The organism is Leucothrix arctica, assembly GCF_003172895.1.
GTDB lineage: Bacteria > Pseudomonadota > Gammaproteobacteria > Thiotrichales > Thiotrichaceae > Leucothrix > Leucothrix arctica.
In genome coordinates this window covers 1-19,384 of record NZ_QGKL01000026.1, presented here as the reverse complement: position 1 = coordinate 19,384, position 19,384 = coordinate 1, and the positions used below count along the sequence as shown (strand labels likewise).

18 protein-coding genes are annotated in these 19,384 nt (G+C 41.6%); 10 read left to right on the top strand and 8 right to left on the bottom strand.

What is annotated here, in order from left to right; translation table 11 throughout:
- Position 1: 1 nt before the first annotated feature.
- A complete protein-coding gene (locus tag DKT75_RS08285; protein ID WP_109822958.1) occupies positions 2-1,303 on the bottom strand; it encodes a DEAD/DEAH box helicase in 1,302 nt (433 codons plus the stop codon).
- 256 nt (positions 1,304-1,559) lie between these two features.
- On the opposite strand from DKT75_RS08285, the gene DKT75_RS08280 reads away from it, so the two are divergent.
- Both DKT75_RS08280 and DKT75_RS08275 read left to right on the top strand, forming a co-directional pair.
- Positions 1,560-2,276: a hypothetical protein gene (locus tag DKT75_RS08280; protein WP_109822957.1), complete on the top strand. Its 717-nt coding sequence runs from the start codon at positions 1,560-1,562 to the stop codon at positions 2,274-2,276.
- Between the two features lie 93 nt (positions 2,277-2,369).
- Complete coding sequence (locus DKT75_RS08275) at positions 2,370-2,840, top strand: hypothetical protein (RefSeq protein WP_109822956.1); 471 nt, start codon at positions 2,370-2,372, stop codon at positions 2,838-2,840.
- A 61-nt stretch (positions 2,841-2,901) separates the two neighbouring features.
- On the opposite strand, the gene DKT75_RS08270 is transcribed toward DKT75_RS08275, so the two are convergent.
- Together DKT75_RS08270 and DKT75_RS08265 are read right to left on the bottom strand one after the other, a co-directional pair.
- Positions 2,902-3,471 carry a hypothetical protein gene (locus tag DKT75_RS08270; protein ID WP_211665293.1) on the bottom strand — a complete coding sequence of 190 codons (570 nt, stop codon included), beginning with the start codon at positions 3,469-3,471 and terminating at the stop codon, positions 2,902-2,904.
- Between the two features lie 42 nt (positions 3,472-3,513).
- Positions 3,514-3,960, bottom strand: a complete 447-nt coding sequence (locus DKT75_RS08265) for an HD domain-containing protein (RefSeq protein ID WP_109822954.1) — start codon at positions 3,958-3,960, stop codon at positions 3,514-3,516.
- Positions 3,961-4,395: 435 nt separating this feature from the next.
- Between DKT75_RS08265 and DKT75_RS08260 the strand changes: the two genes are divergently transcribed.
- Together DKT75_RS08260 and DKT75_RS08255 are read left to right on the top strand one after the other, a co-directional pair.
- Positions 4,396-5,043 (top strand): RNA ligase family protein, encoded by a 648-nt coding sequence (locus DKT75_RS08260; protein WP_109822953.1) that lies wholly within the window; start codon positions 4,396-4,398, stop codon positions 5,041-5,043.
- Positions 5,040-6,320 carry an AAA family ATPase gene (locus tag DKT75_RS08255; RefSeq protein WP_109822952.1) on the top strand — a complete coding sequence of 427 codons (1,281 nt, stop codon included), beginning with the start codon at positions 5,040-5,042 and terminating at the stop codon, positions 6,318-6,320. Before DKT75_RS08260 ends, DKT75_RS08255 begins: the two co-directional genes overlap by 4 nt.
- Positions 6,321-6,412: 92 nt before the next feature.
- Here DKT75_RS08255 and DKT75_RS08250 read toward each other — a convergent pair whose 3' ends face one another.
- Together DKT75_RS08250 and DKT75_RS08245 are read right to left on the bottom strand one after the other, a co-directional pair.
- Entirely contained in the window at positions 6,413-7,363 is a 951-nt protein-coding gene (locus DKT75_RS08250) for a bifunctional helix-turn-helix transcriptional regulator/GNAT family N-acetyltransferase (RefSeq protein WP_109822951.1), read from the bottom strand.
- Between the two features lie 343 nt (positions 7,364-7,706).
- On the bottom strand, positions 7,707-8,240 hold the full coding sequence (locus tag DKT75_RS08245; RefSeq protein WP_109822950.1) for a phosphatase PAP2 family protein: 534 nt from the start codon (positions 8,238-8,240) through the stop codon (positions 7,707-7,709).
- Positions 8,241-8,490: 250 nt separating this feature from the next.
- On the opposite strand from DKT75_RS08245, the gene DKT75_RS08240 reads away from it, so the two are divergent.
- A complete protein-coding gene (locus DKT75_RS08240; protein ID WP_109822949.1) occupies positions 8,491-9,672 on the top strand; it encodes a glycosyltransferase in 1,182 nt (393 codons plus the stop codon).
- A 45-nt stretch (positions 9,673-9,717) separates the two neighbouring features.
- Here DKT75_RS08240 and DKT75_RS08235 read toward each other — a convergent pair whose 3' ends face one another.
- Positions 9,718-10,797, bottom strand: coding sequence for a fatty acid desaturase (locus tag DKT75_RS08235; protein ID WP_109822948.1), 1,080 nt, complete (start codon positions 10,795-10,797; stop codon positions 9,718-9,720).
- 27 nt (positions 10,798-10,824) lie between these two features.
- Positions 10,825-11,622 carry a fatty acid desaturase gene (locus tag DKT75_RS08230; RefSeq protein ID WP_158278815.1) on the bottom strand — a complete coding sequence of 266 codons (798 nt, stop codon included), beginning with the start codon at positions 11,620-11,622 and terminating at the stop codon, positions 10,825-10,827.
- An 80-nt stretch (positions 11,623-11,702) separates the two neighbouring features.
- Here DKT75_RS08230 and DKT75_RS08225 point away from each other — a divergent pair, with 80 nt between their 5' ends.
- The gene (locus tag DKT75_RS08225) at positions 11,703-12,365 is read left to right on the top strand and encodes a DUF6962 family protein (protein ID WP_109822946.1); all 663 of its coding nucleotides are present in this window, start codon (positions 11,703-11,705) and stop codon (positions 12,363-12,365) included.
- A gap of 20 nt (positions 12,366-12,385) precedes the next feature.
- Here DKT75_RS08225 and DKT75_RS08220 read toward each other — a convergent pair whose 3' ends face one another.
- Positions 12,386-13,081 (bottom strand): CPBP family intramembrane glutamic endopeptidase, encoded by a 696-nt coding sequence (locus tag DKT75_RS08220; RefSeq protein WP_158278814.1) that lies wholly within the window; start codon positions 13,079-13,081, stop codon positions 12,386-12,388.
- A 513-nt stretch (positions 13,082-13,594) separates the two neighbouring features.
- Between DKT75_RS08220 and DKT75_RS08210 the strand changes: the two genes are divergently transcribed.
- The 4 genes from DKT75_RS08210 to DKT75_RS08195 form a co-directional block, all read left to right on the top strand.
- Positions 13,595-15,592, top strand: a complete 1,998-nt coding sequence (locus DKT75_RS08210; protein WP_109822943.1) for a hypothetical protein — start codon at positions 13,595-13,597, stop codon at positions 15,590-15,592.
- A gap of 286 nt (positions 15,593-15,878) precedes the next feature.
- Positions 15,879-17,639: an ABC transporter ATP-binding protein gene (locus DKT75_RS08205; RefSeq protein WP_109822942.1), complete on the top strand. Its 1,761-nt coding sequence runs from the start codon at positions 15,879-15,881 to the stop codon at positions 17,637-17,639.
- Positions 17,636-19,138, top strand: a complete 1,503-nt coding sequence (locus tag DKT75_RS08200; RefSeq protein ID WP_109822941.1) for an ATP-binding cassette domain-containing protein — start codon at positions 17,636-17,638, stop codon at positions 19,136-19,138. The genes DKT75_RS08205 and DKT75_RS08200 overlap by 4 nt, the downstream gene beginning before the upstream one ends.
- 54 nt (positions 19,139-19,192) lie before the next feature.
- The coding region (locus tag DKT75_RS08195) for a transposase (RefSeq protein WP_146201338.1) at positions 19,193-19,384 on the top strand (192 nt) is incomplete at its 3' end.

Genomic DNA, 19,384 nt, shown 5'->3' with positions numbered 1-19,384 from the left:
CTTATTTTGGTGCTGAAGGCTTACGACGTGGGCCGCGACTTTTTGATGGGCCGTTAGGCTTACGTCCGCCACCCTTCTTATCTTGATGGCTTGCCACTTTCTCTCGCTCAACACGAATAGGTTTTTTAAGCTTAGGCAACAAATCAGCCGTCACATCTGCCATTGGGATTTTAGAACCAATGTACTTTTCAATTCCCGGCAAATAGAACGCAGTATCTTCACAGGCAAAACTGTGTGACTCACCCGACGCGCCCGCTCGTGCCGTACGACCAATACGATGCACGTAATCTTCTTCAGACTGCGGTAGGTCAAAGTTAAATACATGTGTTACATCGTCAATATGCAAACCACGTGCCGCAACGTCTGTCGCGATCAATACTTGGTGCTTACCTTGCTCAAACTCTTCTAGGTAACGCTGACGTTTGTTCTGTCGAACATCACCCGAAATCATTACTGCGCCAATATCATTACCACGCAGGAAATCATCAATCTTTTCTGCGTTGCGCTTAGTGTTTACAAACACGATGCAACGTTTCGGCCCTAGCGTTTGAATAAGACCCACTAATAATGGAATTTTTTCGTCATTCGCAGGGTAATACACCCACTGCTCAACGCGATCAGCACTACGTGTATCAGCCGCAATCTCAACCTTAGTTGGGTTGTTCATGTGCTCATAAGCCATCTCTAATACGCGTGCAGACAGCGTTGCAGAAAACAGCATGTTTAGACGCTGCTCTGGGTCTGGTAGACGACGTAAAAGAAAGCGAATGTCTTTGATAAAACCAAGATCAAACATACGATCAGCTTCATCTAACACTAAGCCTTGGCAACGGCGTAGTGTGTAAATTTTTTGTTTGAAAAAGTCGATTAGACGACCCGGTGTACCGATAAGAATATCTGCACCGTCGGCAATCGCTTTTTTCTGTGCATCGTAACCTGCACCACCGTAAGCCAGCGCTACTTTTAGGCCGCTTTCGTTAGTGAATACTTCTGCATCTTTAGCAACCTGAATCGCTAACTCACGCGTTGGCACCATTATCAGCGTTCGTACTTGGTCTGGCTTGCGATCTTCCAGTGGATTGTTCAGCAAATGCTGAATAATTGGCAACATGAAAGCCGCAGTTTTACCCGTACCTGTTTGCGCTTGGCCGGCAACATCTTTGGCTAGCAAAGTTATTGGCAAACTCTCTGCCTGAATGGGCGTGCAAAACTCAAAGCCTGTTTTTTCGATAGCTTTGTGAAGGGCAGGATGTAGGTCGAAATCGCTGAAGCGAACGTCTGATAAATGTGTTGTATTGGTCATGCAATGAGCTTACCACGTCGGTATTGATAAGCGTACCTCTTAAAAAGTGCCTACTGGGCAGACAATTAGAATTTTTACGTCAAATACCAAATTACGTTAAAGCCTATGTCACGCAAAAAACAGACTCAAAACAACTACACCTTGATGTATTATTACACTTACTGCTTCCATTAGAATTAAAAGGCTTGAAGTCTGATAAAAATATTGAAAGAAGCCAAGCCTCTTAATAAGTTACTAGTCTTTATCAAGGATATGTATGGAAATTACGGATACGAAAATAATTACAACTATTATAGCTGGCGCTGCAGCTATCTTAGGAGCTGTAATTGGTGGTTATTTCAAAGCTATTTCAGCTAAGCAAAAAATACTCGAACTTAACCAAAACTATAACCAAAAACTCCAAGACAACTATCTCGAAAAAGCTAGGGAATACACAGAGTCAGTCTATGCGCCGTTGAGTATAGCGTTAGCAACGCTATCTTATAGCTTTAGGAAGTACCAAACCAACATAGAAACAGACAATGAGCAGGAACTAATAACAGAACTTTCTGCATCCATTGATGATTTTAATTCTGTCGTAATGGGTTTAATGTCCAAAGGTGCTGGAGCCTTCTTAACTACTGAACTTGACGAGAGATTACAATCGTTTGGAGCTTTTTTAGACGCATCAAAAAGTGCTGATAACCCAATTTTAAAGATGGTTTTAAGTTATAAATTACCTTTATTAGGTAGTGGCTTCCAAGAAACTAAAAATATAATTTCAGGCAAGTTCGCACAAACTTTTTGGAGCCCAAGATTATCAATACCTATGAGGGGCTTTGGAATTAGCTATGAAGCAAAAGAGACACTTGCTGCACCGTTTGAAAGTCGTAACTTCGAAGCGCGTTTTGTGAGAGATGTTCATATCATCAATGTTCTTATTAAGGAAGTTACACTTGGAGCAAAAGCAAAACACTCTATAAACAACGAATAACTTCTTAGTTTCTATTAAGAGCAAACGAGTCAACGCTAAACATGAGCAGATACACCCTATTTTGAACACATAAATTCTACAAATGGTTAACCTATGAATCTGATACTCGAAAATTCTAAGTATGTTGAATGCTATTCTTATTTAGACCCTCTGTTCTATAAAATTCCTGAGTTAAAAGAATATCACTGGGTTCTTTCAAACCAAGAAATAAGCTATTCAGCAGTCAAAAAGATTCAGATTCATACAAGCCCTGCAGTATTTAGCGGCGATGAGTTGGCCGAAATAGTTAATACTGAAAAAATTCAATTTATCTGGGGAGTATTTTCAGCATTCCTAAATAAGCCTAAAGTAGACGCTAGTAATTTACCTTATGCAGATGGAAATTCCAGTTTCTGGGAAGGCATACCTCAACCACAAGCTAAGGATGCAGAATTTGAAATAGTCTGTTGGGACAGTACTTGTACCTTGTTTATTGGTGTGAGTGAGCAGTTAGCAGAATCACTCAAGCACCTATACCCTGACATAAAAGATCTAGACAAAGAAAACAATAAAATACTTCGGTGAGGCGTTAATTCCACTCCCTCACACTAGTAAATTGAGGGAGTAGTAATTGCTTATTTCTCGATTACTGCTTTAAGACCACTAGTTCCTTAACCCGCGTCAGCGACAACCGTTTAATAGGCTTCCCATCAATACTGCTGAGACTGTTCTGCCGTATCTCCAACGTAGGATACACCGACAACTCAATCGGATAGTCAAACCATAGATAAACATGATGGTAGTCGTTCAAACGCCCATTTTGCTGAATAGTGACCAGTGTATTTTCATATTGCCAACCTAGGTGATCCAAAAATATCAGCAGCGATTCGATATGATCCACAAACACATGAATATCTATATCACTGCTTTCGCAAATACGTCCTGTACTGACCGAGCCAATTAAACGCGGGGAAAAGTCTTTGAGCGCGCCCATCACTTCGATGGCGACTTTGCGCATTTCAAAGAGTTGCTGATCCAATACTTCAGAATCCAATAGATGATTCATTTGGTAAACGGCATCGGCCACTTCTTTGTTGCTGGGTAGATTTTTTAGAGGTTTTCCAAACAAACGTTTGGCGGCTAATTTCTTCGCATCGAGGAACTGTGTAACATTTTCTTCGACCATTAACCGAGCGGCTTCACGAACGAGAATCATACGAATTTGTTGCTGTTTTTTACTCATAGTAATGGTGGCAATTTATGCCACGATTTGGGTGAAATAAGGATCTAATAGTGTAATGGCTTGCTGGGGGCTAATCACTTCAGCATTAAACTCACGACCTGATAAATCCCAGTGTCGTAGCTGTTGTAATTGCTTTAATTGGAGGCTGTGCTTACGAAGCTTTCGCTTGGTTTGAGAAGGAGCGATTAGTAAATCAAGATGGTGTTCGACCAACCAAACGATTCGCTCATTCAGTACACCTCGCAACATGTCAGCGCCTACTTTGTCATGCTCTTTTGAGCCACAAGCTTTACCAACATCATGAAATAATGCGGCAGCCCATAAAAGTGGTTGATCACTTTGTTGGTGGGCGTGTTGAAACACTTGAAGAGAGTGAAAAAGGGCATCGCCCTCAGGGTGGTAGTACGGGTCTTGCTCAATACCGTCGAGGTCGAGCAATAGAGATAACAAATAATCTTTCACATAATAGCCAGCCGACTGCTGGTTGTTCGTTGGTGTGAATTTGCTGTGTTAGCAAAATGATGGAGCTTAATTAGTCTAGCACACTATTTCGTACTTACAAACCTAGGCTATTGAAAAGCATGGTTACAGTAGCTTTAAGCACAACCAACGACTGTCCTAAAATTAATTAATAGACACCCAACAGTAAACCATTTACGCTACACAAATAATACTAACTAGGCCTTTGGCCGACTATTCCTTCAGAGTCATGTAATTATTTTTATCCAGCACAGTCATCATTTAACACACGATTTGTCGTTCTTTAACGACGCTTAACTACTCAGTTTTTTCAAACTCAGTCGTTCGAATTCGTGTGCTTTAAAAACGTGTTTGGAGCCGCCCTATTTCGATCAGATTACTCATTGAATATTAGGTGTGCTTCGTAGGATTAAGACAATGTCAAATTACATAAAATACCCGCGCACACATCATTTACCTTGGTCTCCAAGCGTAAGTAGCGATGATGTACGCACTACCAATACCACCCACTTTGTCGGGCGTGACATTATCGTCACCGAAAAGATGGATGGCGAAAATACCTCACTTTATTGTGATCATACTCATGCCCGTTCTTTGGATAGTCGTAATCACCCATCACGCGATTGGCTCAAGCGCTGGCATAGCACTATCGCACACGATATCCCAAAAGGATGGCGCGTTTGCGGTGAGAATATGTACGCTCAGCATTCGGTGGCGTATCAAAACCTGCAAAGCTACTTCTATGGCTTCTCTTTATGGAATGCCCATAACGACTGCTTAAGTTGGGCTGAAACTGAAGAGTGGTTTGAGCTACTTGGCATTTATTCCCCGCCTGTGCTTTACCGTGGCGTGTGGGATGAGGCGTTGCTCCGTGAGATCCATATTGATGAACGTCTAGTAGAAGGTTACGTCGTCCGCTTGGCTGACTCGTTTGCTTATGATGAGTTTAAACAGAGTGTTGCGAAATGGGTGCGACCAAACCATGTGCAAACCGATCAACATTGGATGCAAGCTGAGATAGTTCCAAATGGCTTGCAGGTTGCGAAAAAGGAGACCACATCATGAAAATAACAACATGGTTAGAGCATTTAGCTGTTGATGCAATGCCAACAATAGATGAATGTGTTGAGCAGTTAGGCCCTCACATTGATTACCTCAATCGCTTCAAAGACACGCCGCAAGATCATAAGTGGCATGCCGAAGGTGATGTGCACATCCACACAGGTATGGTGTTGGATGAGCTGTATTTATTGCTGAGCAATCAAGCGAGTCATATACAAGGATGGCAACGTCAGGCCCTAATTCTAGGCGTTATTCTTCATGATATCGCTAAGCCGATACGTACCCGCGAAGTAGACATTCAAGGGAAAATACGCATCGCTGCGCCACAGCATGAGGATATCGGCCGTTCTTATTTAGCCTTCAAATTACACCATCTGGAGTTATCCTTTGAGGTAGTTTGGACAGTGCTAAATTTGGTCGGTGAACATCACATGCCCAAGCGACTAGCTATCAAAAACATGTCAGTTTCTGATTATTGGAGGCTGGCTCGACAGGTGAATACTGAGTTGGTTTATTGGTTAGAAGTCGCAGATATGCGAGGGCGAACTTGCCCTGACCTTGCTCAGCAGTTGCTTTACCTGGAAGAGTTTAAACTGTTCGCAGAAGATTATGGTGTATGGGGTAAGCCACTTGATGTGCGCAGTAAACTTGCGCCTGAGTTGAATCAGTTGTCGCCACATATTCAGGACTATGTTTACGCGCATGCTTTGTATCAGCTAGAAAACGGAAAGATTACGCAGCCAGAAGAAGCGTTGGGCACGACCTATCAGCATAGGGAAGATCACCCGCATGTGGTGGTGATGTGCGCGCCCAGTGGCTCGGGGAAATCCACGTGGATTAATCAGAACTATCCGGACTACGAGCTGGTTTCTTTGGATGTATTACGCGAGGAGTTTAATGGTGACCGTTCAATTCAAAAGAACATAGGCCAAATACTTCAAGCGGCTAAAGAGTTGCTGAGAGTTTCATTACGTAAGAAGCAAGGTGTTGTTTGGGACGCTACTAATCTGCGTAGTGATTTTCGGGCGCTGATCATTGATCTGGCTCGGGACTATCATGCCTTAGTGACTTTAGTGGTGATGTTGCAACCAGAGAAAACGATCTACAAAAACAATCTCGCACGACAATATAGCGTGCCTGATAGTGTGTTGGATAAGCAGTTTGATGACTATCAACTACCGGCGCTAAATGAGGCACATCAATATTGGGTGGTAGGAGAGAAAGGTAAAACTTTATTTCGCAATGGCTATTATCGGGAGTCGGGTGATGGATTTTGTTAAGTATCCAAAACTCAGACTTTAGGTCGTCTATTACCTGTAGATTAGCTGGAGTGCCCAGTCCACAGCGAACTGGGCACTTTTTTTGAATCCGTTTAACCCTTAATATTTAGCACCATTTGGACATTACAACGCTTGTAAGGTGAGTCACTATTAGCAACAGGCTGGAACCCTAGTTTTTGATACAAGCCTAACGCAGGCGCAAGTACTGTATTACTCTCTAAATAAAGACTGTTTGCACCCAGCGATTTTGCTTTATCAATAACGTGCTGACCCAGCAATGTCCCTACACCTAAACCTTTCATCGCTTCATCAACCGCCATTTTAGCTAATTCGTATCCGCCACTTTTCATTTTAATCAGAGCACACACGCCAACAGGCACATCATTATAGAGCGCGACGACGATATAACCGCCTTGGTTGATGATGCTCTCGGTCGGCTTATCCAATGCCTTGTAGTCAGCGGCCTCAAGTGTCCAATACTTCTCTATCCAAGCAATATTGAGATCTCTAAATGCTGCTTCATATTGCGACAGATAGGGAACTAATTCGATCTCTCCCCGCTTTCGAGCCTTACGTGCTTTCACTACTCTTTCAAATAATCCCTGCCCTTTAAGCTCTTTTTCAACCACATCAAGCTCAGCCCAGAGATTAGGCCCACTCTCGTTTAGTAGATTGGTTACCGCTGCATTTACATCCAAACATTGGTCTTCAAGATTAGCCGTAATCGCTTTGCCTTTTTCGGTCAACATAACCCTATTTACACGTGCATCATTGGGGCACTTTTCAGTTGTCACCACACCCCTCTGCATCATGCTTTTAACGACCTGACTAACAGCCGCATGACTATGACCAACATCACTCGCAAGCTCGGTAATAGCAGCGCTTTCTTTTATCGTCAGCATATAAAACACGGGAAACCAACGGGGATCGATATCCACGTCGTATAGACCATAGACTTTCTCAGCATCATTCATCAATACATCGCCAAGTTGTCGTAAGCGACTGCCTAACGCCATTTGCCCTGCCACAGAATAAAAACTCATCTCTACCTCGTATTTATGTAAGTGCTTACGTAAATCGTAAAGTATATTCAAATTAGTTTCAATGTTTAGCTAGTACTTATGAGAAATACCTCTGATCAAAAGAGCGAGATACCCCATTAGATAGTGAGTTCAAGGTAAGTAAGAACTAAAACATTGATTTGCGTTAACGGTAGCAATGCGGGTTCAAACCACATAGCTCAGGTGTTGGTGAACTGCAAGAGTTTGGAATTGTTGATAAAGATAGTTAAGACAAGCTGAAAGTCCAGACTACCTGTGTTGCGATTTTTTTTATTTTGGGTCATATCGCCATGATTTTTGGCATGCTTGACCCTTCAATTTCAGGTCACTCGAAATATTGCAGCAAAGAAATACTCACTTGGGATATTACCAAACCAATAGCCGCGCCAATCACCACATCACTAGGATAATGCAACCCCAACACCACGCGCGATAATGCGACTAAGGCAGTAAACGGTAGCACCAGCAAAGCCCATTCTGGATAGTAGTACAGCAGCACCAATGAAAAGCTTGTTGCATGCTGGATATGCCCCGAAGGAAAGCTAAATTGATCTAAGGCTGGGACACTCCTGAAAATATTTTCGTGATAGTTATAAGGACGTACTCGCCTAGTCGTTACCTTTAACCACTTATAAACCGCCAGCCCTAACAATCCTGCAGCAAGCATATGAACAACAGCATTCATTGCCTCTACGCCATGAATGACAGGCAACATCACAATCAAGACATACCAGAACACCCCATTTCCCAAACGACTTATCGCAGAGAGAAACAGACTGACAGGCCGGCACTGATTAGCACGGTTAAATAGTAAACATAGAGGGATTTCATGTTTATTGAGATCATGGAGTACTTTCATGACTCACCTCCAAATAGATGGTTAAAGTAAGTATAGAAGAGCATTTGAAATACGTTTGGAAATTATCCCACCAGTTGTCTGAATAACTTTACCGCAGGGGGAATACCTCAACGTTATTAAGAAAAAACTTTCGAAGTAGACTAAAGTTTAAGCTCATGACCTAATACAGAAAAACTCAACACCTTGAGATAATAACCGTCAAAAATTATGGCGTCGTTTGTCTGCTTTATATGCTTAAATCGGAGAAAGTGTGAAGAAAATTATAATTCTGTCTAATGAGTCAGGCGGTGGCCACAAACAGACGGCTAAGGTCTTAGCGAAAGCATTACAGCGAGAAGACCGAAATATTCGTATTTTAAGCACATTTAATGAGTTATTTATCGACTTAGATGTCGGTGAGAAACTATTTGGCTGCTCTGGGGAGTCTATTTACAATACAGTCATCCTGAAAAAAGAAGCGTCGCCACTGGTCTATCGTTTGTTTTTTGGAACGATCAATTATCTCTACCGAATTCCTAACCAAAAACGCTTGATCAAACGCCTTAAAGACTTCTTTAATCAAGAGAAGCCTGATCTTGTTATTTCGGTTATTCCAATCATCAATCATGAAATTGTGACCGCTCTTGAAGAGCAATGCCCTTGCGTCATTATCCAAACAGACTTGTTTGAGTACGAAGAGACTTCACGACTTTGGGCTAAGGTTATTCCGAAAGAGGTTTGGTTTGTAAATAACACTCATCCGTACATGCTTTCAGGGACAGAGAAAGGCTATCAGCAAGCATTAACGTATCATGCCGATACACATAAAGTACGGCAGCTATCGGGTACGGTCATTGACCCTCTTTTTTTGCAGCCGAAGCATCTCGACGTCATGTCTGAACGTCAAAAGTTGGGCTTTAACATGGATAAGCCAGTTGGCATGGTTCTTTACGGAGGCTACCCTCCTGAGCGAATTTTAAAATTGGCCAAAGCGCTGGATACACTAAAGATTGATGCACAGCTAATCTTCATTTGCGGCAATAACGAAAAACTAAAAAATCAACTAGATCAACTCTCCACGCGTTATAAAAAAGTAGTGATCGGTTTTAGCAAAGAAGTACCCTACTTTATGTCTATCTCAGACTTTTTGGTTGGCAAACCAGGACCGGGAACGATAATGGAAAGTATTGCATTGGGTTTACCTTCATTCTTAGACACCAGCCATGTGATGCCTCACGAATCTAATAATGCGCCTTGGGCTGAACAGCAGAATCTCAGTCAGTCGTTCAAAACAGCTCAGGAGCTATATGACTGTATCAGCACTTTGAAAACAGATCAGGATTCGGCTAAAGCACGCCAAGCCTTTGTAAACAAAGCAGTTTACGAAGTCTCAGATTTGGTTGATGAAATACTATTAGCGTCTAGTACTGATGACACATCTAGCGCTAGTTAGGCGTCAAACTAGCGCAACTAAGAATTGCCAGTAAACGTTACAAATCTATAGTTCCTCGAATGACTTCATTGGGTAGTGCTTCTGCTCAGAGCTGTGATTATCAACATAGTTACACGACCAAATTATCCTTATGTAGTTAGAATATGAGAATTGCTTCGGCTCGTAATTCGCATCTATTTTCCCCACTAAGTCTTTGGTTGCTGCTTCTATTTTATAGTGTGGAATCGATGCAAAGATGTGATGAATCACATGAAAGTTTGCAATATTGTGATGCAACTTACTTACGATGATATTTAGCGCACCATACCTGTAATCGAAAGTATTTAGCGCACCTTTAAGGCGTGTCCAATCTTGAGAGTAATACCATTTAGAATCATCCGGATGATGGTGCTGCATTAACGTCACAAAAATCAAAATGTGATAGCAGACCATAAATGGTAGCCAATACATAAAGAACATCATGATAGGTTGCTTGAAGGTTAAATAAACCAAAACACTCAAAGAAAGCACTGCTACAGCCGTTCCTAAGTAGATCCATTTGTTATCACTTTCCTTTAAAAATACCTTGTTGGGTAAGAAATGAGAGCACTTGGTAAAAGGGTTATAAACAGTGTAAACGTGAAAGCTGATACCGGTAATAAGTGTAATTAGGTTAAAGAGCCTCACGACAAAGAATGATTTTTTATTCCCTTTCTCTACACCTAAAACAGACTCAGCATTGTCCTGTGTGATCGGCACAAATGATTCATCCCTCTCAATATCACCCGTAAACATATGATGTCTGTGATGGCTTTTTTTCCAAGCCCAGTAAGGTGTCAGTATGAATTGATGAAGGCAAAAGCCAACAACATTATTGACTGTTTTATGCTTAGAAAAACTCCCATGTCCGCAGTCGTGACCCAGCACAAACAAAGAGAAAAATAGATTTCCAGCAAACAGTGATAGCAACAAGGATATAAAATAGTAGCCACTTGTGGTGACGCTGTAGACAGCGATAAGCGTCAAAGATAGCAACAATATATCCAGCAAAACGTAGAAAAAGGACTCTCGAAAACTTGGTCGAAATTTTGACAAGTCTAGTTTATTTAGAGCAGCTTTAAGTTGTTCGTTATCAGTATCAAGCATTTTTGTTCCTATGAGTTAGAGTCATTTTTATGATTGACGCCAATCGAAATACGAGTCGTGTATAAGCTCATCGGGAATCTGATCTTTAATGGTTTCATGAAACTCTGGGAGCTTCGACCAGTGCAGACCCGGCCTTAGGTGGTGAGCGGTATGGTAGCCCAAATTTCCATGCATTATATTGTGTAACTTGTTGAGGTTGTTTCTTGAAGCATGTAACGGTGTTCCTGTATCAAGTTCAGCATGATGATCATAAGTGGCGAATACTGTAAAAATAAAGATCAGCAACATCGGTACAAGAAACAGCAGCAAGGCATTAATAGGTTGGTAATAAAGCAGCGTTGCCAATAGTAGTAAGCCAATAACATGATGATAAACCACACTCTTCAGCAGCTTTGGATGACGCTTTCCAATATGGAAAACATGACCGTAAATAGTTAAGGTATTGAACACGGTATACTTTAAAGCGCTCATTGTTTGACCGTTGTTAGTCATCCAACGCGCTTCATCTTTTAACGGCTCTTTGTAGTTAATGTGATGCCCCAAATTGTGCTGTAAAACCCACATATTTGATGTAGCACCCGTATGTAAAAAATAGAAAAACTCTAGGATGTGATTTAACACTGGACTACGAAACGTTTTATGATGTTGGTGATGATGAGTAAAGGCAGAAACTGCCCCTTTTACAGGTAACACTAGTAGTATGTAGGGAATCAGTACCAGCCAATTATCGACTATAAAATAGAGTAAAAAGTCCAGAACTGACAACGCCAAAAATAAGAATACGGGTAGACGATCTGCCGAATATCGGAAGTATTTAGTTTGCATAAAAATAACCGCAGGGCTTAGGCTTAATACAGTAAGCATAGTCCTGATTCATGTAGATTTCAGAGAAAGATTTATAAACGATGAGTGAAGTGATAAATAACAACCCTTATGAATTATTTACAGCCTTAACCAATGTTTTATGGGCACTGGTTGCGTTTATTTCATTCATCTTAATAAGCAAAAATAGTAACAACTCAAACTCTAAAGCCAAGCTTTGGAAAGCCGTCTTCGTTATGTTGTTTGTATCTAATATTTTAGCATCGTTGGTTCATGGTTTGAGCATAGACATTGAAACAAGCGAGCTTATTTGGATACCTATAAACCTGATACTAGGCCTAATGATTGCTCTGCTAATGTCGGCTGCGCTTTACGACTATTTAGGCAAAGACACAATGCAGAAGTACTTCCCGTATCTCATCGGGGTTGCCGTGATCTTTTTTGCAATGACGCAGTTTAATCGCGACACCTTTTTAATATTCATTGCTTACCAGTCTATCTACATGCTGCTAATTTTAACGATGTACATTCACTTAGCGATTAAAAAACACGTAGGCGCTGGAGTAATATGTGTTGGTATGTTTTTATTTATCCTCGCTGCTGTTGCTCAGGCTATTGGGCCTTATGAACTTGCTCTATTTATCCCTATTAACCAAGATGGTTTGTACCACCTCATCGGAATACCTAGCACTATTTTGCTGACTATTGGCGTTATTAAAAACCTAAAAAACAGGAATATTGAATAGTAACTAGTAAGCTAATTTTGTTACAAAACACCAAATGTAAAAGCAGCACTTCCCAAAATCATATGCATGATTGATATGCCTAAAATACTGTTGTGACGTAAGTACATCCAACTAAACAAATATCCCATAAGGAACGTCATAGCCATCGCCGCAATACCAAGGTGCATGTGCATAAATGAAAACAACAAATTGCTGAGCAGTAATGGTAGCCATAATGAGTGAGCACGAAACAGGTGCAATAATGTTGCCAATACCACGCCCCGAAAAATAAATTCCTGAATAATGGAGTGAGGAATATATGCGAGAGTTTCAGGCTTTAGCCAATCCCAGTTGATAGAGTCGGCTAGGCTCCCTCCCTCTAACTTGCTAATAACGGTTAAAACGAAGGTACCCAGGATCAGTAGTATGCCGCTAATAACAACACCTTCTTCAAGTGATTGTCGCCAGTTTTTTAGCGTGACACCAAAGACACTTAAAGGCTTTTTAAGCCACCATAGGTAGGCGGCCATCGGTGCACAAACTGCTGCTGTATAAAGCCAAACAAAGGTATTGGAGTAAATATCAACCGAACCAATGTTGCTAAGTAACCAGCTATCAATACTCTTGGAAATAAGTAAAACAGTAATAATCGCGGCTAGAAACATGGCTGCTTCGCTGCGCTGTTTACGAGGTTGTTTTTCACCCCATAAATCAGAATTACCTTCCAGAGATGCCATGTAGTTTTGCCCTTGCCTATTCATAACTAAAGCATAGGAGAAAATGAGGATAATTGTAGGTTACTAGCGGTAATTAGACTCAACTGGCAGTGTTTTATTGACGGTAGGGAAGGCCTTTATTTGCATAGCTATTTATCTCTTCCCGTTCATTGACTACAAGACATAAAAATAGCCATAAAATGTACAGCCAATTTGTAATGGTAAAGAGTTTGCTTATTACTCCAAAATCAAGGAAGTCCTTGAGGTTGATAACTATTTTTCACCCTAATCATTCATGGAAGCGTGGTTTTAGCGAGAACCTCAACGGATTGATGAGACAATATCTTCTCATAGGAATGGCATTGAATAAGGTCACTGCTGAAAACGTTGAGCAAATCCAAGGTAAATTAGATAACAAGCCTTTTACAACAACAATAAGACACCATCAACGAATGACTAAATTGTAATATAATAGTATTATATTACAATTGTTGATATATCAAACTGTTTAACCAAAAGGGTAAGGAATCAAAGATGAGAGCAATTAGCAAAGTTCTAGCAATAAGTGGAGTCGGGCTTACTTCATTATTACTTGTTAGCTGTGGTGGCGGAGGGAGTGATAGCGGAGGTTCAAACATAATCTCCCAACTCGATCCAAAGGCCAGCCAAGCTTACACTGGTAGCCGAGACCCGGTATTATTGAACGAATCTAATGCGCTACTCTTTGCATCATTAATTGTTGGAAACTCCGCAAGTGGTGAAGCTCTAAGCCGTCCACAAGGTACTTCGAAATCTATATTGACGAATCAACCGCAACTAATTGATGGTCTTTTAAAAGTCACTGAAAATAGAAGTATTAATACTGACTTTCAAAGTCGTGCTGTCTCAGAGTCAGAAGCATGTGAGTATGGTGGAACGGTCTCAGGTAATGGTGATATTGACCCAGAAACTGAGGTTGGATTCCTAGTTCTCACATTTAAAGACTGTAAATTAGACAGTGACTCAACACTCAATGGTCAAGCTTCTCAGACAACTCACGCTGATGAATCTGTGACATTGGCCTATCAAGACCTGACCGTTTCACAGGGTGGTGAGTCTTACTCTATAACTGGAGTGGTTACCAATAATGAAATAGAAAGGGTATCGAACCTGACTTCTATTAACACACTAACAGGCTTATCAACTTACCTACAAAATTACACGATAGAGAGTAATCGCTATGATTTAGAAAGCCCTAACGCTATTAACGGTAAGGTTTATATTAGTAATCTAGGTTATGTAACTATTTCGACATCTGATGACTATTCAACCTACAGTGATTATGGTGTTTTCATTCCATCAAACGGTGAAATTCTTCTAACGGGTGCTGCCGTCTCAAAAGCGAGAATCGTTGACTCAGGTGAAGGGAATTATGACAATGGTTACAGCAGCGAGAGCAAATATACTGTCGGGTTAGATGCCAATGGTGATGGCGTCTACGAACTAACAGCTATTCAAGACCAAACTTCATCTGAGCCGACCGATTTAGAAGAAAACACTGCACCTACGTCAGTGCTCGTTGCCACTCACTATAATTTAATAGATGGCAACACAGATCATGACGATACTGCCGAATATACAATCGGTACAGAATTACAGTTATTTTCTGATAACTCTTATGACAACGATGACACTGAGCTTCAAACCGTGTGGACAATAGAAGAGTACCCTGAGGGTAGCTCTGCAACAGTCGTAAATCATGAAGATACGCATGACTATATTTATGGGTATATTAATCAACAAGCATCGTTTACTCCTGATGTCCAAGGTACTTATAAAATCAGTTTGAAAGTGACAGATTATCTAGGTAGCGGTCAAAGTAGCATTAGCTTTATTACCATCAACATCGCTAATGCAACACCATCAATCAGTCAACTTGAAGACTATATCTATGATGATAAGGCTGCTGGTTCAACTTTCTCAGTAGGCATCGCTTCAAGTGATAGAGATACATTTACTGAAGACCCTGGCGTTATTATAAGTTATGAATGGATAGAAAAACCAAATGGAAGTGCAGCGGAACTACTTATTGAACAAGAGTACGTTTTTGCCGAAGTAGACTTTGGGTTTAATATAAATATTTGGTACTCATTCATAGGTGATGAAGCTGGTACGTATAAATTACGCTTTAGAGCGACAGATGCAGAGGGCGCCTTTAGCGAAGAGGTGGTCGAAGTAAATGTGCGCTCGACTGAACTGACAGCAGAAGATTTCCAATGTCATGGATACTTATGTGACTGGGATAATAGAACCACGACTACCAATGAACTTATGTCTCTCGACATTACAGATAACAACTTCAGTAGTTGCAAATGGCAGTTACTTTCAGTATCACCGGAACATAGTTTCGTACCTGAAATATTTCAAGGCTATGACACTAGTACGTTAAGCTTTACAGCAACACAAACTGGTGAATATGATTTATCGGTGACATGTGACAGCGCTTACAGCTCTGCACAGACTCAGTTTAATACTTCACTATATATAAACTAAGTAGTGTAAAAGAGTCACAGACTCCTGTGGCTCTTTTGTTCACAACAGTTGTCTTAACTGCTTGTCGCTTAGTGTTTGCCATCATCTAAAATTAATTTTAATCAAAAACCACATAGAAAAGTATTAGGAGCCGCCCTCCTTTAAAGAACAAAACAAGCCACTAAAGCACACAATAAACACATAAAGATATTAAACAAAACACCATTCTAGTATATTAGAAGACAACGAGGAGTGGCTAAACTGCATTCGAAGCAGCAGCCGAAATAAACAAAATTGGTGGCGTACAATGAAAAGAACGGATGGGAATCTCAACTTCTGGGGCGTGATAAAGCTATTAGCGCTTCCCATGAAGTACCAAATCGCTAAAGCCCTATCGGCTCAAATCACCGCCCAACTCTGCCAGTTAGGCCAAGCCTTTTCATTAGCATGGATCGTTCGTGAGTTACTGCGCTTCTATTACTACTCCCCCGGTAGCAGTGAAAAACTTGACCTCAGTTTTGGCGTTATTTGCTTCGTGCTATTTAGCCTTGTCGAGCTAGTGTCTAGGTACTTATCTGGCACTTTCATCTCAACGCTACAGTCCAATATCAAAACATTAATTTTGGAAAAGAGTTTCTCCAAACTAATGACGCATTCCAACGATTATTTCACGTCTAAAAGCACGGGGAAAATCACCAGCGGCATCAGCGGTTTGCCAAAAGAAATGAGCAATCTGATTGATATCATGTTCATGGATATGATCCCCAGTATTACTATTGCGCTGATCGCGGCCATAGGGCTGGCTTTTGTAAGCCCGATTATTTCGGTGGTGCTGTTGGTATGGTTCTTTCTGTTCCAGGGTGTTGGTATTTATTGTGCCGTCATCCGAGTGCCATTACACAGTAACTCAAGCAAAATGCGTGGTGAAGCGTTCGGTAACATAATGAATGTTGTCGAGTGTCAGCAGTCAACTCGCCAAGCCTCTAAAGTAGAGTACGAGCGCCTGCGTTTAGGCAAGATTCTCGACGTCTGGGATCGTGAGAATATGCTCTACTCCTTCTCCTCAGAAACCGCCCGTGTTTATCAATCGCTATTCGTGACACTGTTCAAGATAATCATGATTGCGATGCTGAGCGGCTTACTCATGGTCGGCTGGATAGCCGCTTCGGAGTTCTTTCTCGCGTATCTCGTCATCAATATCGTAATACGAAATGTCCAGTCCAGCGTTGATCGCCTTGTCGATTTATTCAGAATTCACTCTCGTATTCAAAACAGCATTGCCACTATCTTTTTTGAATCTGAAATACCAAACACTGGCACCATAAACGACTTTTCACCGAACCATATCCACCTACAAATGAAGGATGTGAGCTTCACTTATACAGGCACCACCGAGCGCCTTTTTGAAGACCTCAATCTAGCGTTTAAATCAGGTGAGCGAGTCGCGATTGTCGGCAGTTCTGGCTCTGGCAAATCAAGTCTCATGAAAATTTTGGTACGTACCAATGACGTGTCGAGTGGCGCTATCACCATGAATGATACGCCCATTAAAGACCTCACTATCGACAACTTAAACACGCTTATATCAGTAGTGCCGCAGAACCCAAGTTTATTCAATCGCACGATCATGGATAACTTAAAAATAGGTAATGCCGACGCGACTTTCGAAGACATTATAGAAGCCACTAAAAAAGCTAACTGCTATGACTTTATAATGAGCTTACCCAAGCAGTTTGATAATGAAATTGGTGAAAAAGGCAGTAGTTTGTCGGGCGGTCAAGCTCAGCGTTTATCTATCGCCAGAGCCTTGTTAAAAGACGCGCCAATTATGATTTTTGATGAAGCAACCTCATCATTAGACTCAATCTCTGAAACCAATATTCAGTCAGCGATTTCGCGTATTTCTAAAGACAAACTCGTCTTAGTCATCTCGCATCGCCTATCCACCATTAAAGACTTTGACCGAATACTAGTCATGGAAAAAGGCAAGATTATCGAGCAAGGCAACCATGACGACCTCATCGGTCGCGAATCCGTTTATCACTCAATGTGGAATGCAGCGGTATGAGTACTATAGATCAGTCAATTTCTCAGTCAGAGCGTGTTGCTGTCCCTATTTGGGGAGATAACGCGCCGAATATACGACGCTTTTGGGAGCTTATTCTCAGTGCTAACAAACGCATTATTGCTCAGATATTTGTGGCACAAACCATTGCCTCGATTGCACTACTAGGGCTTCCGATCACTCTGAGTGTTTTATTAAAAGAGTTGATCAAACTTGATACTAGCAACGCGGTGAACTACCAAAAAATAGCGGTACTTATCCTGCTCTTTTTATTTTTTGAGCTGCTGTATTTTCAGTGCGCTCGCTTTTGCTCCAAAGCACAAACATTGAGTGGAACGACTATTCGCCACACTGCGATGATGTGTCTCTACGAACATCTGCTGCACCACTCGAAGAAATTCACTCACAAAACACAGTCAGGTGCCCTCACCTCTAGTTTGATGGAAGCCGCTCATGCCATCACCGCTGGGCTTTGGATTGTGATCATGGACTTGTGGCCGACCTTATTAATCACGGTACTGGCGACATTGCTGATCTTTGCCATCGACCCGATCATTGGTTCTGTGGTGGTCGTCTGGTGTGTCGCATTTTCTTACTTCACTTTAAGCGCAGCTAAACGACGCAATAACTTGGCGAAAAACGCCAGTAAAACCAATACAGGATTTGTCGGAAAGCTGAGTGACATCATTTCAAACTCTTACATCGTACGCTCGTTTACTGCGGTTAATACAGAGCGAAACCGCCTACTAAAAAGTTATCAGGAATCGATCGATGAAGAGAGTCATTACACGTGGCAATCACACAAAGACCGTTTCCGCCTAGATGCTAGTAGTCACCTATTTCGTATCATCGCTATTGTCGGTGCGACCTATTGGATTAGTGGCAGCGACTTCAATATTGTTGAGCTACTCTTGATTGTATTGCTTACCAACTTATCTATTCGTACCGCGACGCAAGGGACGTTAAAAATGGATAGATTTCTGCAAATAAACGCAGAGATCTACCCTGCTTTAGATAACATCCTTAAACAGCATGATATTAAGTTTCCAGAAGCTAGCGACATATCAGTGACTGATAAACCAGACCTAGCCGTACAGGACATTACCTTCTCGTATTTAGGTACCGATAAAACCATCAACGGCATCAACCTGACAATTTCTTATGGCCAAAAGGTTGCAGTTGTTGGCTCTTCTGGCTCCGGTAAATCGACGTTCTCTGACCTACTGTTGAGACAATATGATGTTGGTACTGGCGAGATAGTGTTTGGTAGCACAAAGATTACTGACTTACCCCAAGCAGTGCTTTACCGCTTAATAGGCTCAGTGTCACAAAGTACGCTGTTGTTTAATCGAAGTGTCTTTGAAAACATCACCTATGGCCAAACCAGCTTCACGATGGATGACGTGATTCGGGTGGCCGAGCAAACCAATTGCCATGAGTTTATCGCGGAGTTACCCAATGGCTACGAAACGCTGGTGGGTGAAAGTGTAGTGGCACACTAAATTTGGCCACCTGATTAGAGGTGATAAACTCACTTTAACTAAGCAGGTGTAAATATGACAAAACGAACCAGACCAACCTACTCACCCGAGTTCCGCCTTGAAGTTGCTCAAGAGGTCGTCGATAAAGGGCGCAATGTTAAGGACGTCTCAGAGAGTTTAGGATTAGGAAAATCGACGGTCGATAAATGGGCAAGACAGCTTAAACAAGCGCGTAACGGTCAGCTTTCTAGCGCTGCACCACTGACC